Annotated in this window: 17 protein-coding genes; 7 read left to right on the top strand and 10 right to left on the bottom strand. The window is 36.1% G+C overall.

Annotated elements, in window-relative coordinates:
• Positions 1-21: 21 nt before the first annotated feature.
• The 6 genes from AC07N0_RS00210 to secA all read right to left on the bottom strand — a co-directional run bounded on the left by AC07N0_RS00210 (position 22) and on the right by secA (position 8,281).
• Positions 22-1,212: a DUF5009 domain-containing protein gene (locus tag AC07N0_RS00210; RefSeq protein WP_494587667.1), complete on the bottom strand. Its 1,191-nt coding sequence runs from the start codon at positions 1,210-1,212 to the stop codon at positions 22-24.
• 18 nt (positions 1,213-1,230) lie between these two features.
• A complete protein-coding gene (locus AC07N0_RS00205; protein WP_494587666.1) occupies positions 1,231-2,340 on the bottom strand; it encodes a family 20 glycosylhydrolase in 1,110 nt (369 codons plus the stop codon).
• Between the two features lie 178 nt (positions 2,341-2,518).
• A complete protein-coding gene (locus tag AC07N0_RS00200) occupies positions 2,519-2,950 on the bottom strand; it encodes a nuclear transport factor 2 family protein (RefSeq protein WP_494587665.1) in 432 nt (143 codons plus the stop codon).
• 56 nt (positions 2,951-3,006) lie between these two features.
• Complete coding sequence (locus AC07N0_RS00195) at positions 3,007-3,540, bottom strand: GyrI-like domain-containing protein (RefSeq protein WP_494587664.1); 534 nt, start codon at positions 3,538-3,540, stop codon at positions 3,007-3,009.
• Between the two features lie 3 nt (positions 3,541-3,543).
• Entirely contained in the window at positions 3,544-4,611 is a 1,068-nt protein-coding gene (locus AC07N0_RS00190) for a winged helix DNA-binding domain-containing protein (protein WP_494587663.1), read from the bottom strand.
• A 301-nt stretch (positions 4,612-4,912) separates the two neighbouring features.
• Positions 4,913-8,281 carry a preprotein translocase subunit SecA gene (gene secA, locus AC07N0_RS00185; protein ID WP_494587662.1) on the bottom strand — a complete coding sequence of 1,123 codons (3,369 nt, stop codon included), beginning with the start codon at positions 8,279-8,281 and terminating at the stop codon, positions 4,913-4,915.
• A 351-nt stretch (positions 8,282-8,632) separates the two neighbouring features.
• Here secA and AC07N0_RS00180 point away from each other — a divergent pair, with 351 nt between their 5' ends.
• Positions 8,633-9,109, top strand: coding sequence for a hypothetical protein (locus tag AC07N0_RS00180; protein WP_494587661.1), 477 nt, complete (start codon positions 8,633-8,635; stop codon positions 9,107-9,109).
• A gap of 115 nt (positions 9,110-9,224) precedes the next feature.
• Here AC07N0_RS00180 and AC07N0_RS00175 read toward each other — a convergent pair whose 3' ends face one another.
• The gene (locus tag AC07N0_RS00175) at positions 9,225-9,854 is read right to left on the bottom strand and encodes an NUDIX hydrolase (RefSeq protein ID WP_494587660.1); all 630 of its coding nucleotides are present in this window, start codon (positions 9,852-9,854) and stop codon (positions 9,225-9,227) included.
• A gap of 144 nt (positions 9,855-9,998) precedes the next feature.
• A complete protein-coding gene (locus AC07N0_RS00170) occupies positions 9,999-11,957 on the bottom strand; it encodes a M1 family metallopeptidase (protein WP_494587659.1) in 1,959 nt (652 codons plus the stop codon).
• Between the two features lie 272 nt (positions 11,958-12,229).
• On the opposite strand from AC07N0_RS00170, the gene AC07N0_RS00165 reads away from it, so the two are divergent.
• The 6 genes from AC07N0_RS00165 to AC07N0_RS00140 all read left to right on the top strand — a co-directional run bounded on the left by AC07N0_RS00165 (position 12,230) and on the right by AC07N0_RS00140 (position 16,810).
• Complete coding sequence (locus tag AC07N0_RS00165) at positions 12,230-12,562, top strand: ArsR/SmtB family transcription factor (RefSeq protein WP_494587658.1); 333 nt, start codon at positions 12,230-12,232, stop codon at positions 12,560-12,562.
• A 40-nt stretch (positions 12,563-12,602) separates the two neighbouring features.
• A complete protein-coding gene (locus AC07N0_RS00160; protein WP_494587657.1) occupies positions 12,603-13,214 on the top strand; it encodes a low molecular weight phosphatase family protein in 612 nt (203 codons plus the stop codon).
• A gap of 2 nt (positions 13,215-13,216) precedes the next feature.
• Positions 13,217-14,299, top strand: coding sequence for an ACR3 family arsenite efflux transporter (arsB, locus tag AC07N0_RS00155; RefSeq protein WP_494587656.1), 1,083 nt, complete (start codon positions 13,217-13,219; stop codon positions 14,297-14,299).
• Between the two features lie 4 nt (positions 14,300-14,303).
• On the top strand, positions 14,304-15,017 hold the full coding sequence (locus tag AC07N0_RS00150; RefSeq protein WP_494587655.1) for a metallophosphoesterase family protein: 714 nt from the start codon (positions 14,304-14,306) through the stop codon (positions 15,015-15,017).
• A 94-nt stretch (positions 15,018-15,111) separates the two neighbouring features.
• Positions 15,112-16,242, top strand: coding sequence for a helix-turn-helix domain-containing protein (locus tag AC07N0_RS00145; protein WP_494587654.1), 1,131 nt, complete (start codon positions 15,112-15,114; stop codon positions 16,240-16,242).
• Positions 16,243-16,681: 439 nt separating this feature from the next.
• Complete coding sequence (locus AC07N0_RS00140; protein ID WP_494587653.1) at positions 16,682-16,810, top strand: hypothetical protein; 129 nt, start codon at positions 16,682-16,684, stop codon at positions 16,808-16,810.
• 303 nt (positions 16,811-17,113) lie between these two features.
• On the opposite strand, the gene AC07N0_RS00135 is transcribed toward AC07N0_RS00140, so the two are convergent.
• Entirely contained in the window at positions 17,114-18,565 is a 1,452-nt protein-coding gene (locus AC07N0_RS00135) for a hypothetical protein (RefSeq protein WP_494587652.1), read from the bottom strand.
• A 174-nt stretch (positions 18,566-18,739) separates the two neighbouring features.
• Positions 18,740-21,277: a phosphocholine-specific phospholipase C gene (locus AC07N0_RS00130; protein ID WP_494587651.1), complete on the bottom strand. Its 2,538-nt coding sequence runs from the start codon at positions 21,275-21,277 to the stop codon at positions 18,740-18,742.
• Positions 21,278-21,360 lie beyond the last annotated feature (83 nt).

The following is a 21,360-nucleotide window of genomic DNA, read 5'->3' as shown; positions in this document are numbered from 1 at the left end:
TTCCAAGTCGAGCCACAAACCTCAAATTTTTAACTTAACATTTATTCTACCCAGTAAAGTAGCAATACCAATAATGATAAACGAGTAAATCAATGATTTTACTAAGCCTACTATACCCGTAGTGAGAAAAGCAGGTAAGGCAATACCTGATAAATTAGCGATGCTATAATATAAATAAGGAATCAAATAGCAAGTCAGCGTGCTAGTACCCGCAGTTTTGATACTTTTAAACCAATGAGCTTTTGCTTTGATGTCAACGACGTAATAAATTAAAGCATAGAAAATAAAGGAAATACCACAGCAAAGGAAAACCCAAGTAGGCGTTGCTAGAATTTTTGAAATAATAAAATACTGTCTTAGTATAAAGCCCAGTATTAATAATACGATACCGATTATCACATAAACCCTTACCAGTTTTTGACGATTTTCAGAACTAGCATATTGTTCTAACAACACACTAGCCATGATACCTTCGAAGGCAAAAGCAAAGAAAGCACCATTCGCCAAAATCCAATCAGAAGGACCTGTACTCCAAATTTTCTGTAACAATCCTGCATGACCAGCAATGGCAAAAAGATTGAAAAGCACAGTGAAAAAAACGAGTAGATATGTTTTTTGATAGGTAAATAAGTAAATAAGGGCTGCTGTAAGATAAGTCCAGCCAATAAGACCTAAAATTCCCCACCACTGGGGCGTCATACCTATTATATTATTGTCAGGTCCCGCTTTAAAAATATACGCTAATATTAATAATAGGATTACTCCTAAAGCCTGTAGTCCCACAAATATTTTGCTTTTAGTAGCATCTGATTTTGGATATACATTCCAAATTAAAAAGAAGCCTAACACCATTAATATCTGGAATACTTCACTACTCATTCCCGTAGCTCTTTCATTGATTTCTGGTACGTTTACCGTAAACACGCCCATGATTAGTAAAGCTATCGAACGCGTAATGATATGTTTGGTTAGCTGTAGAGGAGTGTCGCCTTTGGCAATACGATTTTTAATGGCAAAGGGAATAGCCATGCCAAGGATAAATAAGAAACATGGGAAGACAGTATCAGCCAGTCCCATACCATCTTGCTCGGCTTCGGTGTGTTCTAACCAAAGAGGTATATCTTTCAATGTCCAGAGGTCATTTACAAAAATCATTAACAGCATTGTTAATGCCCTGAATATATCGATTGAAAAAATACGTTTGGTTTCCATCAGTTTATAAGTTAGCTATTATTTCTCAAGGCGATTTATCTCTGAAAACATTGCTCTAAAACAATTAGCAGAAGTGTTTTCTTCCGCTACTTTATTGGAATTTCTTCCATAAAATTCATCTAAAAAACCTTCAGCACTAGACCAAACCGTTTGCATCATTCCTTGAAAATGCGGTTTCATCGTTGAGGTGGCCGACTGTCTAAATTTGACCATATCCTGTGTTTGGGTTACTGCAAATTTGGGCATTCTCCACGGGCAAGTGATTACGTTTAGCCCTTTCATCGCAAAATAAACAGCCGTTTGGTCAGGACGTTCATAGTGCCAATCACAGATGGTAACGTCTTTCGCAATCAGGTCAATAGCTCGGTGAGTGTTGTTAAAACTAGCTTCCCACATACCAATGCCCGTTGTTTTGCCGTCAATTAGACGGTCACCCCAAATCCAAAGTTTTCTATTTTTTAATGCCAAATGATTTCTGATTTCATTTACTTCTCCTGCAAACAACTCCGCCTTATCTCTTCCCGAACATCTTGGACATTTATCATCGCCAATATAAAATACTTCGTCCATTCCTGCATGAAACGCCTCGCTTTCAAATGCCTCGCAGATTTCATCCACAAGCTCAAAAACTACTTTATGTACTCCTGGATGTAGAGGACAATAGCTTTTACAATACAATCCGTCTGGATTAGGCCAAACGTATTTTTCTGGCATTTTTACAGCAGGCGTTTCATCAAATTCTGGATATACCTTTAGTAAATTAGTAGTGGTGCTTGCCCAAGACTGATGCCCCAATAAATTGATTTGTGGGATAATGCGGATATTGTTTTTCTGGCAAACCTTTACCAATTTTTTAACATCTTTTTTAGAAAGAGCCTCAGGGTCTCTGAGTTCGGGGTGACTTTCAAATTGATAATTATAGTCAACCCGTAGAATCAACGTATTTACTTGTCGAGGAGCAAGTTCTTCTTGGATAAACTTAACGAAATCGTCAATTTTTTGTGCTTTGGGAGCAGTAATGCAAAAACCCCGTGTAGGAAGAAGGCTATCGATTTTTGATTGAGCCATCAAGTTATTCCATAAAGCCGCACAAAAGCTAATAAGTAAGATAAGAGAAAACTTAGCCATAGTTATAAGAGAGTATTAGATTGGATGTGCTTACAAGTTGGCTAAATTCACTAAGGATAACAAGGGCTATAAAGCCTAAAAGCAGGCAAAACAGGTCAGTTTAAAGCTTATTTTATAGAAAAATATGGATAAGTAGGTATTATATTTCCGTTTTGATAAAAAAAGTAGTTTTTATCTGCTATTCAAAATTATCGTAATAGGTAAAGTCTTTAGTAATCAGTCCATTTTCAATGGTGAAAATTGTACAGATAGGTAATTTAAAAACAGATTTATCAGGAGCAGTGCCAGTAGAGATAAATTCTACTACAATGTAGGTATCACCTGAAGGATAAATGCTAGTGATAGAATCCTTTAAATCAGGAAATAGTTGATTCAGCTCGCTGTATTTTTTGAAGGTTTGTGCTCTTGTTTGTTTAACAATACCTTGACCCAAGGAAGGGTCTTTGAAGTCGGCAGTTTCAGTATACATATCTGCCATCTTTTGCCATTCATGTTTGTTGAAATACTCGAAATATTGTTTTACAAATGTTTCGTTAGTATTGACTTCTGTTTTGGGTTTACAAGCAATAAATATAAAAATGGTGATAATGAAGGCGAATGTATTTTTCATGGGTTCAAAGTTTGTATAAGGTTTAGGATTTAGATTAGACAACTTTTAAAAGTTGTCTAATCTTGCTTCAAATATAAGGAAATCAGTGAATTAGTATCAAAATTATATGATTTCTGTTTAACAGGTATCCAAATCTCCTCCTCAGAATTAGGGTCGTCGTTGATATATTTATCACCCAATATTTCAAAATGAACCCTGTCGTCTAAATCATATTCAGAATTTGGCAACCAAGTCCCGAAAATGTATTGAAAAGTTTGTGGACCAGTTGCAGCAGCTCCTTTGTGGATAAATACAGCGTACAATCCACCTTTCAGCGTAAAGGCTTCCATGCCTTCTGGGATGTTATCAAAATCACTTACCTCCATCGCTGCCCATTTTTCAAAAATTGCCGTTGGATTGAAATTGATAAAATCATGAGATGACGTATAGACTTGCAAACAATATAAATCATTACTTAAAGTATTGGGTATTTCCTTTCTTCTTGGCATAAAACTTTGCCATAATATCCTTGTTTTATTATCAGCAAAAGACATTTGGATGCCTTTTCCAACTAATTTCTTTTCTAATAAGGTCTCTATTCTTGGAATCATATTTTATGCTTTAAGATTTACTTTCCTACCTACAAAATTTCCGTATTTTTCTATTGCTTTCAATATTTCTTGTGCCTCTATCGTTGAATTAAGAAAGTTCATTGCTATATGAACTGTATCTTTTTTAAAGCTACGTTTCCATGAACCTATTACATTCCCATTGACCAATATGGAAGGATTGAAAATGCCATTAGCTGTAATAATATCTTTGTTCAATGAAGGAATAAGCGACGCCGATCTATCTTTATAACTGATTAAAAACTCATCAAAAGCAGGTAAAAAATGAATACATGGAGTTGACTGATTTTTATAATTAGTCAGTTCAGTAAACCAATAAGTTTGATGTTCAATCGCGAAATAATGAAGTGTTGGTTTAATGAGTTCTAAAGCCATTTTAGCATTACCCGCAGTTAATCCCGACCACCAAATGAAATCTTGTAAGGTAGCTGGTCCATGACTTTGGAAATACTTTTTTGCTAATGTTGCCAGAGCTTCTTCTTTACTAAGCATTTTTGTAGGAGGAACTCTTTCATCAAGTAAAGCATAGGTAAACTGTTTGACCTGCATAATTCCATTGCAAACGATACCGTCTTGTTCAGCATCTATCATGATTAATGCCGAACGAATATCATCCGTTTGAATACCATGACTATTGAGTTCGAGCATTATTTGATCACGAGTCAGGTGCTGATTATCTCTTAAAATCTTCTCGATAATCGCTTTGCAATGATTTAGGATATTGCTGTCTAACTCAAATTTTTTAGACATCACTGCATTTTTCTGCTTTATCTGCGGAGCTGTAAGCATCAACATCCAGCGAATATCTTCGGCAGAGACAAAGTGCCAAGTAGGGCGTAAAATATGCGTACGGATGATTTCGGCATTATTGATAGCCTGTTCGATGGCTTCTTCATTAATTCCTAATCTTAACCCAATAGCCCATTTTGCCATTGCATAATCTTGTGCTTGCATTGCGCCAAAATAAGCCAATATATCTTTGGGCGATGTAAAATCTGTCCCAACAAGTTGGTGTTTCGATAGGCGATATTGAGCGATATCTGTGAGTAACATTGTTGGGGTGATAAGGCTAGTTTTATGTTATCAATCATAAGCAAACTACCTAAATTCCTGAACAATTACAAAAGTACTTTTGAGAATAGCGTTAAAATTTTAGCTACGTTATGTATTTTAAATTTTTGATATTGGATTATGATATAGAATGGGTTTTCCCAAAAATGAATAAAAAAAACTCACAGTTCGCCCAGAGGGCTTATGCGAATAGGTGTCACTCGGTGAAACCGAGCGACTGCGTTACAAAAAATGCCCCAATCTTTCGATTGAGGCATTTGCAACAAATTTTATCAAAATAGCATTACGCAATTACTACTGCAATGCCTTTTTCTACATCTTGTTCTACTGTTTTGTATTTGATGTTTTCTTTGATTGAACCATCACGATATTGAACCGTTACTCTTTGATTACGGTCAGCAATTTTTACTGCCTGACGTGGAGCAACTTTTTCAACTACCTGAGCACTTGGGTCATGATAATCGTTTTCGTCGCCTCTACCACCTGCTAAACCTCCCAATAAAGAAGAAATCGCTTCATCTTTTTGTACTTGTAGTTTTGGCTGTGGTGCCTGACGACGTTGTTGTGCCGCTGGTTCAGCTTCTTGAACTTCTGGCATATCTGCTTTCATCAAGAAACTTACTGTATCCAAATTGATTCTGCTTAAGAAACGTTCAAACAACTTAACCGCTTCAAATTTGTAGACTAACAATGGGTCTTTCTGCTCGTAGCTTGCGTTTTGAACCGATTGTTTCAAATCGTCCATATCACGTAAATGTTCTTTCCATTCTTGGTCAATCAAACTTAAAGCGATTGATTTTTCCATTTCTTGAATCAATTTACGCCCATTAGTGTCAAGGGTTTCTTGGGCATCAGCAAACAATTGCGACATCATCGTGCCACTCATCAAAGGGACTTGCATCCCAGCATAACCATGCGTGATGGCTTCATTAGCAAAAGCAACTACTTTTTCAGCCAGACCTTTGTTTTTAATATGATACTGTTTTTCAGCCGCATCGTACAAACGTGTAGTACGTTGTTGTGTATTCAATCTGCCGATTTCCTCACGGGTAAACGGAGGTTCAATACCTAAAATTTCAATACAACGTAATTCTAATTCATCATAACTAATATTATTTTGGATGATTTCAGAACATACATCATACGTATTATTGGCAATATCCAACGCCAAACGTTCTCCGAAAAGAGCATTTTGACGACGCTTATAAATCGCATTACGTTGGTAGTTCATTACGTCATCATATTCTAATAGACGCTTACGAATACCAAAGTTGTTTTCTTCTACTTTTTTCTGAGCTCTCTCTACGGAAGAAGTAATCATCGAGTGCTGAATTACCTCGCCTTCTTCCATACCCATTCTGTCCATCACTTTTGCGATACGGTCTGAACCGAACTTACGCATCAAGTCATCTTCTAATGAAAGGAAGAACTGAGAAGAACCTACGTCACCTTGACGACCAGCACGACCTCTCAACTGTCTGTCAACTCTTCGTGACTCATGTCTTTCAGTACCTACAATGGCCAAACCTCCTGCAGCACGAGCCTCTGGTGATAGCTTAATATCCGTACCACGACCCGCCATGTTAGTAGCAATAGTTACTTTACTCGCCTGACCAGCTTCTGCAACGATGTCTGCTTCGCGAGCGTGCTGTTTGGCATTCAATACATTGTGTTGAATTTTACGAATTGTAAGCATACGGCTTAATAATTCAGAGTTATCAACAGATGTTGTACCCACCAATACTGGGCGACCAGCATTTACTAATTCTTGAATTTCGTCTGCAACGGCATTGTATTTTTCACGAACAGTTTTGTAAACTTTATCTTCGTGATCGAAACGAGAAATCTTGCGGTTTGTCGGAATCGTTACAACGTCTAATTTATAAATCGTCCAGAATTCACCTGCTTCAGTTTCGGCAGTACCTGTCATACCACAAAGTTTGTGGTACATTCTAAAGAAGTTCTGTAAAGTAATCGTAGCATAAGTTTGGGTAGCATCTTCGATGTTTACACCTTCTTTGGCTTCAATGGCTTGGTGCAAACCGTCTGAATAACGACGCCCCTCCATAATACGACCAGTAGACTCATCTACAATCTTTACTTTCCCTTCGTCTAATACATATTCTACGTCTTTTTCAAATAAAGTAAAGGCTTTCAACAATTGGCTAACAGTATGAATACGTTGAGTTTTAGCAGAATAATCACGGATTAAAGCTTCTTTCTTAATCAAACGTTCTTGTTCTGTAATGCCTAACGCTTGCTCAATTTGATTCAAATCAACTGATAAGTCAGGAATAACGAAGAAATCAGGATTTTCAACCATGCGAGTCATGAAGTTCAGACCTTTTTCGGTCATCTCTACTTGGTTGTTTTTTTCCTCAATCGTAAACATCAACGGAGCATCTGCTTCTGGCATCAATTTCTGATTTTCAGCCAAATAGATGTTCTCTGTTTCTTGTAAAATCTGCTTAATACCTGTTTCAGACAAGTACTTAATCACTGGACGAGACTTTGGTAAACCTCTGAAAGCACGGAATAAAGCCAAGCCACCTTCTTTTTTATTACCAGCAGCAATCAATTTTTTCGCTTCTACCAAGAAATCTTGTACCAATTTCTTTTGTTGCTCAACCATACGAGCCACCAAAGGATTGAAAGCATCAAATTCTTGCTCGTCACCACGGGCCATTGGTCCACTGATAATCAAAGGAGTACGGGCATCATCAATTAAAACTGAATCGACCTCATCGACCATGGCAAAATGGTGCTTGCGTTGTACTTGCTCTTCTGGAGTACGTGACATATTGTCACGTAGATAATCAAACCCAAATTCGTTGTTAGTTCCGTAAGTAATATCTGCCAAATAGGCCTGACGACGTTCTTCCGTATTAGGGTCGTGTTTGTCAATACAATCAACTTTTAAACCGTGGAATTCAAATAAAGGAGCATTCCACTCAGAGTCACGTTTAGCTAAGTAATCGTTTACAGTTACTAAGTGTACACCCTGCCCAGCCAAAGCATTTAGATAACAAGGTAAAGTAGAAACTAATGTTTTACCTTCACCCGTTGCCATTTCGGCAATTTTACCTTGATGAAGTACCACACCACCAATTAGTTGAACATCGTAGTGAATCATATTCCACTCGATTTCATTACCAGCCGCAAGCCATTTGTTATGCCAGATGGCTGTTTCACCAACAATCTCAACGTTTTTCTTTTTAGCAGCAATAAATTTATCGTGAATCGTAGCGGTTACTTCCAGTTTCTTGTTCTCGGTAAACCTTCGAGCGGTTTCCTTCACTACGGCAAAAGCCTTCGGAAGAATTTCGAGTAATACTACTTCTAGTTGTTTATCACGATCAAGCTGTAATTTATCAATTTGATTGAAAATTGTTTCTTTAGCATCAACAGACATCTCTTGGTTAGCTTCTACTTCTAATTTTAGATCAGAAATTTCGGCATCAATTTTTGCAAGGTTTTTCTGTATAATAGCCTTTAGGTCAGCGGTTTGTTGACGGAGCTGTTCGTCTGAAAGATTGCGAAGAGTAGCAAATTCTGCATTGGTTTTAATCACGTAAGGCATCAATTCCTTGATGTCTCTTTCTGATTTTGTGCCAAACAGTTTTGTTACTGCTTTTGTGATTGAATTTATCATTGTATTGGGTTTTAATCATTTAGAAGTAATGATTGAATTAATTTTCTCAATCATTTGTATTACAAACTAAAAATAGAATACTTACAAATTTAGTTCATTCAACGCTTTTAAAAACAATTTCTGTATAATAATATTGCAGATTGGTACTTTATAAAATCTTAAAAATATATCCCTCAAAAATAATGCCTTTATAATCAGCGTTTTACAAAAACTATGTTTAGCGGTAATTCAATATGCTAAAAGGAACTTTATTTATTTAATATTTTTAATCATTTAAAATAGTGAACTAAAAATATAGTTTTAGAAATATATTATCTATATTTAACCTTTGATATTAAACAACAGCAAATAATGGAACAAGCATCGCCACGTCGTCGTCCACCTCGCCCAAAACTAAAAATGCCTTTAATTGGCAATATGCTTGGCGGAGCAAATAATTCTTCTGCCAAAGCCCCGAGTTTTTTGTCGAGTAAATTAACCCCTTTGATTGTGGGTGTGGTAATCGTTATTTATGCGATAGAATACTTCAGAGGGAAAAACGATACACACAGAGTATATCAAGGTGTTTCTGATATAAAAGAGATGGCTTGGGATGGAAAAGTTGCCAAAAAATGGGTCAATATTATTCCTCCAGATAATGAGATTCACTATATGTTTCAAATAATTGATGCCAAAGGAGAAGTACAAACAGTAGATTTAGGAGACGAGAAGGCTGGATTAGGGGATTTGATGATGCCGAAAAATACCTTAATTAAAAAAGCAGGAAGTTTTGATGTAACTGTAAAAAGATATTTTAAGAACGATACGACGATTGTATTGAAGTATTGAAAAGGCTTTCTTTAGATATGAGCCGTGAGCTATCAGCTTTGAGCTTTTTAATTAATATATCATTAATAATAATATAAAAACTCAAAGCTGATAGCTCATAGCTCACGGCTGATAGCTAATCAAGATACACCTCTTTTTCAGGATTATCTTTGTATTCAAACATCATTTCAATTTGGGAAAGAACATTTCTAGGCTCTGAAAGGAGAGGGAGGTTTCCAATACCGAAATATTGAATATCTGAAGTCTCTACAGTATTTACTAAAATCTCACCACCTATTTTTTTGCAAAGAATAAATAGTTTATACACATACCAAGCTTCCTGTGGATGTGGATGGTTTTTCTTATCCATTACAGCTAATAGACGTACTGCTTTTACATCCAATCCTGTTTCCTCTTGTACTTCTTTTACTGCCACTTCCGAAGGAGTATAGCCAACATCCGCCCAGCCCCCTGGCAATGCCCAACGGTCATCTACTCTTTCTTTTACCATCAAAATTTCATCCTTTTCATTAAAGACTACTGCTCGTACATCAACTTTAGGTGTTTGGTAACCGTCTCGTTCATTAGTGAACAAAGCCCCAAATTTTTCGATAGGTTCGTCAGTTAATTTTTCTAAAATTTGTACACTGAGGTCAGATAATTCTTGGTAACGGTCTTTATCGTAAGCACTTTCTGTATAAAATAATCCAGCCTGAGCAATTGCCTGAATTCTTTTAGCCATTGCTAGCCAATCTGTGTTTTGCATATAAAGTAAGGGTTTGTTTTGGGCTATTAAATTAATATCAGAAAAAGCAATGTGCAATTTTTGCACATTGCTTTTTCGTCAATATAAATTCACTAAAATGTATCAAAAAGGGTCAACCATTGGCTAACCCTTTTTCATAAATCCTTAATTCGGCTTAGGAGCCTTATAATTTAAAGGCTTCCAAGTATTATTTTTTGAATTGAAATCTGGGAAAGCGTGGTCTGGGTCTATTGTTACCGATTTTAGGGGTAAGTTGGTCATTGTTTTAAAAGTCCAAGTACCGCCTCTTTGCCAAATTTCTACAGGTAATGTAACTCTTTCCTTAGTTCCGCCTACCATTTCCATTTCTACAACGGCAGGCATGGCTAATTTCTCTAAGTTTTCAATCACGATAATTGCACCATTTTTGGGGTCTTGTTCTATATACTGTACATCTTTTACAGACTGGTCTAGTTTCCAAGTTTCATAAAACCAACCTTTCCAGAACCAAGATAAATCTTCGCCAGCGGCATCTTCAATCGTCTTAAAGAAATCGTAAGGAGTTGGATGCTTAAATGCCCAACGTTTAATGTACTCACGGAAAGCATAATCAAAACGTTCTTGTCCAAGTATTTGCTCACGCAACAGCTTCAAGCCAATAGCGGGCTTATAATAAGCTTCATAGCCTAAGCTATTTGGTTGGATAACATCAGGGATATTCATGATAGGCTCGGCAGTTTCTCTGAAAAGCTGTTTCGACATCTGGTGCATATCTATTTTATTGCCTTTGTATTCTCCGTTATTAAAATTATCAGTCGAATAAAAATTGATAAAAGTATTGAAACCTTCGTCCATCCAAGCAAACTTACGTTCGTTCGTGCCTACAATCATTGGGAACCAGTTATGTCCAAATTCGTGGTCTGTTACACCCCAAAGACTTTCGGTTTGGTCACGCATTCCGCAGAATACGATACCCGGATATTCCATACCACTAATAGAACCTGCTACATTGGTTGCTACTGGATAAGAATATTCATACAACCATTTTGAATAATATTCAATACAACCTTTTACATATTCGGTAGAGCGTGCCCATGCTTTATCGCCTGCTGATTCAACTGGATAAGCTGACATCGCTAATGATTTTTTACCACTTGGTAAATTGATTTTGGCAGCATCAATAATAAATGATTTTGAACTAGCAAAGGCTACGTCACGCGCATTCGTACAACGGAATTTCCATGTGATTTTCCCTTCTTTTTTGGGGCGAGATGTGCTTGTTCCTACTTCATCTTTGCCCAAAATTGTTACAGTTTTATCACTATTAGATGCTTCTGCAAAACGCTTGATTTGGTCAGCAGTCCAACAATCATTTGGATTAGTCAACTCGCCAGAGCCTACTACAATGTGTGATGCTGGTACTGTTACAGCATATTCAAAATTGCCATATTCCAAATAGAACTCGCCAGCCCCTAAGTATGGCAATACGTTCCAACCCTCAATATCATCATAAACAGACATCCTAGGATACCACTGAGCCATCTCGTAAATAGTTCCGTTTTTTACTTCTTGCGTTCCCATACGGTCTGAGCCATATTTTGGGATAGGGAAAGAATAAGAAATTTTGATTTTAGTAATCCCATTGCGTTCAACCAGTGGCGATGCCAATTTGATTTGCATACGGGTATCATTTACTAAAAAGTCAGCAGGTTTGCCATCGATGCTTACCGATTTTATTTGATAGCCTCCTTCAAAACTTGTGTTACCAAAACGCCCACCATTGATAGACGTAGTAAGTCCTCCACGTGATTTGGTGTTGAATTGGTTTTGGTCTAATTGTAACCACAAGAAATTCAATTTATCAGGCGAAGCATTTTTGTAGGTAATCTCTACATCGCCTTCAACTATATTTTTTTCGTCGTCTAATGCTATATTGATTTTATAATCAGCTGAGTTTTGCCAGTAAGTAGTACCAGGGGCACCTGTTCCACTTCTAGTGGGAGTAGAGAGCGTATAATTGAACAAAGGGTTGAACAAATCGTACTGACTATAGTTTGATTTTTGTTGTGAAAACAAACTTTCTGACCCAAAGAGTAAGCAAGCTGCTAAAAGTAGTTTTTTCATTTGTAAAGGAATTTTATGGTAATCTATATAATATTCAACGCTCAATATAAAAACTATGTTATATGCTGTGCAAGATATTCATTAAAAATAGAAAACTACAAAGGTTTGTCATTAATAGCTTATAAATAATCATCGGTGCTTTTGATAAGTTAAATATTCACGTATGCTAGTGATTAATCAATGATTAAATTGTTATTTCCCTCTTTTCTCTAATTGACGATTTGTCATTCTGAAATGTTTATCGTAATATTACGATAAATGAATGAGAAAACATGGGAGCAACCAAAACTAACTACTTCACCGAACGTCAAAATCAATTAGCAATGCTTGCTAAAGCCATCGCACATCCTGCAAGGATTGCCATTCTGGACTATCTAATAAAGGTAGATTCATGTATTTGTGGAGACATCGTAAATGAATTGCCTTTAGCACAAGCAACCATATCACAACATCTAAAGGAGTTAAAGAATGCTGGATTAATTAAAGGTGATATTGAAGGGAATGCCATTTGTTATTGTATCGACGAGAACACATGGAAGAAATTTCAAGATATTTTGAATGCCCTTTTCGATGGTTATACTCCCAAAACCCAATCTTGCTGTTAATAGCTTAGTGCTTTGTTAAAAGCTTAAAATTATTGAAATAATGTATCCTCCAATCAAAAATCTATGCAATGAATTAGTTAATTCATTCGATGCTATTCCTGACCAAAGACAAACTTTGTTGCTAAAAATTAGTAAATACATTCAAGCTAAGAAAGATGCTAACCAGCCTATCCAATTGGTTTATGTATGTACGCACAACTCGAGAAGAAGTCATTTCGGGCAAATTTGGGCAGCCGTTTCGGCATCTTATTATGGTGTGCAAAATGTAAAAACCTATTCTGGTGGCACAGAAGCCACAGCTTTTAATATCAATGCGATTAATGCATTGAAAAGAACAGGCTTTTTAATTGAAAGTGGTGACAGTACTAATAATCCTGTTTATACCGTGTGGTTTAGTGAAAACGAAAGCACTACTTGTTTTTCAAAAGTATATAATGATGTCGTAAATCCACAAGAACATTTTGCTGCCATCATGACTTGCTCGGATGCAGAAGAAAACTGTCCTTTTATTCCAGGCGTAGAACTGCGAATAGGTACTACCTATGATGATCCCAAGGCTTTTGATAATACTCCACTTCAAGAGGCTAAATATGAAGAACGGTCGCGTCAGATTGCCCAAGAAACTCTTTTTGTCTTTTCAAATATTCAATAAATATGTCTGCTAATCATTGTGCTCCCGTAGCTGAACGTAAAAAATTGAGCTTTTTAGATAGTTATCTCACCCTTTGGATATTCTTAGCAATGGGGATAGGCGTAGGCTTGGGCTATTTTTTCCCATCAAGCGCTATTTTTATTAACTCCTTCTCGCATGGCACTACTAATATTCCCTTGGCAATTGGTTTGATACTGATGATGTACCCACCTTTGGCCAAAGTAAAATACGAAAACATGGGCGAAGTCTTCAAAAACACCAAAGTGCTAACAGCTTCTTTGATATTAAATTGGCTTGTTGGTCCAATCTTGATGTTTTTATTAGCCATTACTTTTCTGAGAGAACATCCAGCATACATGGTTGGCTTAATCTTGATAGGATTGGCTCGATGCATAGCCATGGTAGTAGTCTGGAACGAATTAGCGGAAGGAAACCGAGAATATGCCGCAGGTCTAATAGCCCTCAATAGTATTTTCCAAGTACTTTTATATAGTGTGTATGCGTATGTGTTTATTACTATTCTGCCCCCATATTTTGGTTTAACTGGACTTGAAGTAAATATTACCATTGGGCAAATTGCCGAAAGCGTAGCTATTTATTTGGGGATTCCCTTTGCGACAGGCTTTATTAGTAGATATATGTTGATAAAAATCAAAGGAGAAGAATGGTTTCAAACAAAGTATGTACCTTTTATTTCACCCATTACCTTGATAGCCTTACTTTTTACGATAGTAATAATGTTTAGCTTAAAAGGAGAATTAATCGTGAAAATCCCTTTTGATGTTGTGTTAATAGCCATTCCTTTAGTGATTTACTTTGTCATTATGTTTATCCTAAGCTTTTTTGTGGGTAAAACATTTGGGGCAGATTATTCCAAAAGTACCTCTATCGCTTTTACAGCTACAGGTAATAATTTTGAATTGGCTATTGCCGTAGCCATTGGTATTTTTGGAATTAATAGTGGTGAGGCATTTACGGGAGTAATAGGTCCTTTGGTTGAAGTTCCCGCACTGATTGCCTTGGTAAATTTAGCCTTTTGGTTTAGGAAAAAATATTATTCAACGGAAGCTCAACTACAATCATAAATGTATGAAAATTGCCTTATTCAGTGATATACATGCCAATATCCTTGCCTTAGATGCTTTTTTTGTAGACCTAGAAGAGCAAAAACCTGATGCCATTTATTGCTTGGGCGATTTGGTGGGATACCATATTTGGCCAAATGAAGTAATTGAAGCCATTAAATCAAGAAGAATTGCTACGCTAGCGGGTAATCATGATATTAAAGTTACGCTACCTTTTGAATCTGAAAGTGAAATAACGGCTAGCAAGTATGCCTATGATATCATAGAAAAACAGCATCGTGAATATCTATTGTCATTACCACACCATATCCGACTATCGTTCTTTATTCAAGGCACAGAGAAACAAATGTTGATGGTACATGCTAGTCCGAGAAGTATTACGGAGTATATCTTGCCAGATATGGATGAAGATGATGTAGACGCCATCATGGTAGAAGCCAAGGCCGATATTTTATGTTTTGGACATTCGCATAAACCGTATCATCAGGTAATAGAGCGAGATGGTAAGAAAAAACATATCATCAACATCGGTTCCTTAGGCAAACCCAAAGACGGAGATATTAGGGGGTGTTATGTACTATTAACAATCCATCCCAATTCATCAGAGATTGAAGTTGTTTTTAAGCGTGTAAAATATGATGTAGAAAAAGCCGCGGAGGCACTTATACAAAGTCCTTTGCCTAACGAACTGGCAGACAGATTGCGTGGGGCTTATTGAGCTTTCCCTATCAATACATCATAAAACACAAAATTTGTGTAAATTTGATTTTGGACTTTATTGAAATACTGAGTTTTAAAATCAATTGAACAAAATGCTTTTTAATTGGATTGGCTTTGGGAGTGTTTTATTTTTGCTTGGCTTGGCTATTTTCTTTCTGAAAAACCGGCATAACAATGCGGAAAGTAATCTTTATTTGGGCTTACTTTTTCTACTTCAAGCTATAAGCAATCTGCATTTTTTTGCTTTCCGACTATCTGATATTATTAATCATATTCCTTACTTTATTCATTTTAGCGCAGGGTTTCGGTTTCTTTGGGGGGTATTATTATACTTTTTTGTAAAGACTTATACAGGCAAAACGATAAAATATCAGGGCATTACTTATCTACATTTTGTGCCTGCCATTGTCGCTACCGTTTTCTTTTATGGTAAACTATTCTTTATTCCTACTAACGAAATTCATCAGTATGTAACACTCATCAAGCTTGATAAACACCCCGTCAACAGACCTTACCATTTACTACTATATCTTTCAAATGTCTCCTATTTGGTAGCTTCTTTGGTTGCATTGTTAAAATATCGCTTAGCATTAACTACTTATTTTTCGAATATCGAAAAACTAAGACTGGTTTGGCTATTTAATATTTTACTTTTTTTGATGATTTTCCACTTCGTATTGCCCTTGGGATATGGCTTGATAAGTATCAAGTTTTTCCCTTATGTGCCACTGATGCAATTACCAATTTTAAGCTTCGTTGCTTGGAAAGCTTATGCTCATCCAGAGCTGTTTACTACATTAGAAACCTTTTCAGAAGAAATACATCAAAAGGGAATTCCAAAATTGGATGAAACAAAAGTCGTTGTAGCCATGCCAACGCTGGACGATAGTTTTATCAATACTTTGCTCCAGTTTATGGAAGTTAATAAACCTTACCTGAATGCTGAACTTACTATAAAGATACTCTCAGACGATTTAGGGATTCCTAGCTATCAATTATCTAAAATCTTGAATCAGCACTTCCAAAAAAACTTCTTCGATTTTGTGAATACTTATCGGGTAGAAGAAGCCAAAAAGAAATTGATAGCATCTGAATATATGCACCTTACTTTGGAAGGCATAGGGTATGAATGTGGTTTCAATTCAAAATCATCTTTTTATGCAGTCTTTAAAAAATACGCAAGCCAAACCCCAGCAGAATACCGTAAAGAAAGAATGGTGTAATTGAGTGATTGAGTGAGTTGTGAGTTAGTGAATGAGTGAGTTATTAATTGTGAATTAGTGAGTTATTATAATTATGGATTAGTGATTTTTAGTAGGTAATGTTTTTGATTATTATCTACTAGTTTTATTTGATTTATTCCCACCCCAATAACTCACAATTCACTCAATCGCTCAATAAATAAGTGCAGATTTATAAGTTTGGACTCCTTTATTTTTTTGTTTTTATACCCTGTTTCTACCTTTGCCACAGATGCTAGTAAAATATGCCACTTCTTTAAATTCCTAAATATCGTTTCTTTACACAAATCCGCCCACTGTTTTAGATAATTCAATTACTAGTCCGCACGTTTTTGATAAATTCAATAAAGTAGATGAAAAATAATGGACTAACCTTGTCACCTAAAGATATTTTTTATCGTACTAATGAATAAGTGATGATATGAATAAACGCTTTCAGGTTTCGGTACAAACAAAAAACTATCAGACAGTTTTTCTAATGTATGATACCGAAAAGGAAAGTCAAAGAGAAATAGGACTAGTAACGTTAATAAAGACAACAGAAAAGTAGCATAAACTGTCATCTTGTGCAAAAAGAAATCGCTCAAAAGATGATTACAGTATTTTAAATGCTCAGTAAAATTTTAAATATTTAGTGGTTAGGTTTCTAAAACTCTCGTTCACTTGAGCGGGAGTTTTTTGTTTTTTAGGAAAATATTATGGTTGCTTGAAATTAAATTAACAATGATATTTCTGATGGAGAAGGACTTATGTTATATTCTCAAAATTCATTTTCTATTAGCTGGTGACTTAAGTCACCAGCTAATAGAAAATGAATTTTGAGAATTTTAAGGGAAATATATTTAAAATACCCCTACTTCTTCAACAAACACTTCTCAAAAAAAGAACCATTCTTCAAAGAGTATTCCAACACAGCCGTGCTATCGCCGTACATTACCTGTTGAAAAGATAACATATTATGTAATTGTCGATAGTCCGCTTTTACGATGGTAGTCTGTGGTTTTGAAGGCAACATACTTTTGTAAACTTGATGTAAAGTAGGCAAGGTATTAATCAAAAAGAATGCAATGCCCAACCAATAAAATGTTTTACGACTACGGTGATGCACAAAGACATAAGCAATAGCTACCGTAAGAATGAGCATAGCAGGAATAGAAGCCCTAATGTTTAAATCGTTAGCAATACCGATTTGATACAAGGGAATAATGATGAGAAACAACAATGAAACCTCTACCATCTTTTTGAAAGGATGCTCGAATTGTCTTAGGAAAAAATACCACGTCAAGAAATTGAAAACGATGTAAAAGAGATAACACCAATACCATTGATTAATCCCCGCTTGCCACATAAATAAGGTATTGCCATGATTTACACCTTGTGTACTTAGAAAGTAGATCATTAGTGGGCTAAAAGCTATTACTATCATTATCTTTAGTAATATACTTTTCCATTGAAAGAATATCGACCAATTACTTAAATAATAATACAATACAAAAGGGAAAATACCAATGCTTGCTAGCGGACTCCAATACATGGTGGCTAATAACATCAATAAGATTTCATCTAAATTTACTTTCTTTACAAGGTTGGCTTCTAACATAAAACACGCACCCAAGCAAGCAGGTAAAATATGTTGTGGGGCTAAAGAAAATCCATCCCAAAAAGATGGACGCATTAGCCAGAAAGCATGGAGTTTTACATGATAGGGAGGATAGATATAAGTCTGAAAATCTAGCCAATAAATGACTTTATAACATAGCCAAGCATTTGAAAACAAGACGATTACAGCAATAGCCATAATCCTGTATTTATCTAGAAAAGTGCTAACCCACACAAATACCAAGAAAGTGCCAGTGGTACTCCAAATCAAAGAAATATACCGACAATATTCTAACCCAACGAGTTTTCCCAAGCCTGCTGTAGGTAAATAATAGCCTAAATAATAGCACATATAAACCTTAAATGTTGGATAATACAAAGGCCATTGATTTTGGACAAGGTCACGGTATTTTAGGTTATTTGCCATGAAATCAATCGATTGCTCTCTGAATTCACCGATACCCACCAATAAATTAACAAGTAAAGCAAGGATAAAAGCTACAAAAACCGTAAGCCAAGAGAGTGGATTTTTCAGCGTACGAAAATCATTAGATTGAAGATTTTTAAGATACTGAAAAGCAAAAACACTAATTATCAAGCAAGCAGAGATACCAATTTCAAGCTTTACCCATGTCAGTAAAAAAAGGTAAGTAGGAATCAATAAATAAACCAGCGAGCTAATTTTTAAGAGTTTTATGATTTTCATGCTGAGTAGGTTGAGCAAATTTTCTCTAAAATTAAGCTGTGTAATGGTTTTTGTAGCATTAAGTTTGATTTTTTATAATGTTAATGGGGGGTAGCTTGTGAAGGGGTTTTAGATTAGACAACTTTTCAAAAGTTGTCTAATCTGTAGAAAAATCTTTAGAAAGTTAAAATGTACTTATATCATTTGCCCCATAGCTGGGTCAGTATAGCTTTCTTTCCCAGTTTCAATGTGTCCTGCATAACGTTGCTCAAAGGTTGGGTTTCCTTCAATTTTTACTGAAACGTCATACCACGCATGACTTTTTGCTAAATCTAAAGTAACAGACACCGTTTTGCCTTTGGCTACTTCTACTACTTTTTTGCCTGTCTTATAGCTCATATCCTCAATGACAAAACGAAGCGTTTGTGAGTCATTATTTTTTAGCATCAAGACAGCATTTCCTGTTAAACTTGGTTTAGTGCCTTGATACGTTAGTGTCGTTTCACCCTTAGAACTTGTCGCATTTCCTTTAAAACATCTAAAGAAACCATTTGGGCCATACACCTCTATATGATATTGATTATCACCAAAATCACTTAATTGCCAACTATCCTTTAATATATCTCCAGCCTTTACAGCGTAGTTGCGTGTATGTAATTCATCTTTTTGGGCTAACGATTGACGAGCATAAACTATAAAGGCAGCACCCGCTGATTTTGTGCCAAATACTTTATTATCAGCCGAAAAAGTAATATCAAAAGATTTTTTATCAGCACTCAAACTACCTTCTACATATAATTCATAAGGCAAAGCACAAGCTTTACGAATACCTTTTTCTTGTTTAGGCATCAGGTCAGATGCAGTGCCTTTTGTATTAGCTTCGCTGATTTCTGTAGCCGATAAAGCCTTGAAATTAGACGGTACATTTTTAAATTTAGCTTTATGTACGCTTTGAATAAATGGCTCTTTTTCAACAAAAGTAGGGAGCGCTATTTTCTCTCCATTGTAAGGTTTAAACACCGAGGTTAAATCTCCACAGATGGTCCTTCTCCATTCCGAAATGTTTTCTTCTTTGATATTTTTCTTCGTTTTTTTACTCAGAAATTTCTCTAAAAACTGTAGGATAGAAGTATGGTCGAATATCTCAGAACATACATTGCCTCCTCTGCTCCAAGGCGAAGCAATTACTAAAGGGACTCTAAAACCTAAACCGATAGCACCATCACGGGTTTCGGTTTCTGGGTTTTTATAACCTCGCTTTTTCTCATCATTAATATTCACTTGTTCTACCGACACATCAATGCCCGAAGATACTTTACCAGTATTAGCTATTTTATGATGCGGTGGAAGGAAAGGAGGAATATGGTCGAAATAACCATCGTTTTCATCATAGCATAAAATGAAAATAGTTTTCTTCCAAACCTCAGGATTTTGCGTAAGAATATCCATCACTTCTGATAAATACCACGCACCATACCACGGAGCACCAGGGTGGTCAGAGAAGTTTTCAGGAGCAACTAGCCAAGTAACAGCGGGTAATTGGTTCTTAGTTACATCTTGTCGGAACTGATGTAAGACATCACCTTTAGGAACTTCTAGTTTTCGGGCTGTGCCATTGTCAGTATATTCTAATGACGTAAGCTCGTGAAAATGTGGGTCGTTTCGATTGTTGGTAAATGCTTTCTGGTGAATGTTTTTCTGGAAAGTAGAAAGCTTTGCAAAATTCTCTGGTGTATAATTAACAATATCTTCCTGAGCAATTTTTAAATACATTTTCTTCTGTGCCAAAGCCCTTTCAGCTTTTTTTAGGGCATCGCTTCCAGCAGGAAGTGTTGGTATTTCGCTAGTCAGTTTTTCAATTTCTTTTGGTAAAAACTTTACTACTTCCTGAATATAGCGATAATATTCAGGTGAAAATTTCACTTGATATTGCTCAAACCATTCAATAGGGTTATCTGTAAAATTAGCTAACCAAGCATCGCCTTCCCCTTCTAAACCCGTAGGCAGACTAATTTCATTTTGATAAATTTTCCACGAGATGCCATTTTCTTCTAAGCGTTCAGGAAACGTTTTCCATTTTGCCCATTTACCATAATCAAGGTCTTCATTTTTAACATTGGCTTTTGAAGAAAAATCTTGTTGCTCACGAATCGTGCCCGTCCATAAGTATAAACGATTGGGTGTAGTGCCTGTTAATGAAGAGCAAAAATTTTGATCACATACCGTAAAAGCATCTGCCAAAGCATAATAAAAAGGAATATCCTCACGATTATAATAACCCAATGTCAGGGGTAAATCTTTATATTCTTTATGTCCAGACTGTTTTACATGAAGCCATTTGTCATTTTTACCACCGTTCAGCGCATCCACTTGGTTCTCCCAAGAGTGTGGCAATGAACTCATCCAAGTGGCATTAGAATCTCTCAGGTTTAAGCGGAAAGGAGCAAAGGTTTCACCTTTTTCGTTTTGTTGTAACCACACTTTATTTTTACTAGGCAGGGTAATCGCACGGGGGTCATTAAAACCACGCACTCCTTGTAAAGTACCAAAACAATGGTCGAACGAACGGTTTTCTTGCATCAAAATCACGACATGTTCAGCATCCCAGAAAGTACTTCCTTCGGCAGGATTAATGGCCATTGCTTTTTGAATAGAAGCGGGCAACATTCCTAGAAAACTTGCCCCACTAGCTAATACTGACGCTTTTTTGATAAACTCTCTTCTTGATTCCATGTGTTGATTTTGTTATTGGCTATCAGAATTCGGATGTTGGCAATCTGAAAACAACGTTAGATTACTTATAACCGTTTTCTTCA

This window comes from Arcicella sp. GW821-FHT09D11, assembly GCF_059416265.1.
The sequence above is the reverse complement of the archived record's forward strand: the minus strand, read 5'-3'. Positions and strand labels throughout refer to the sequence as shown.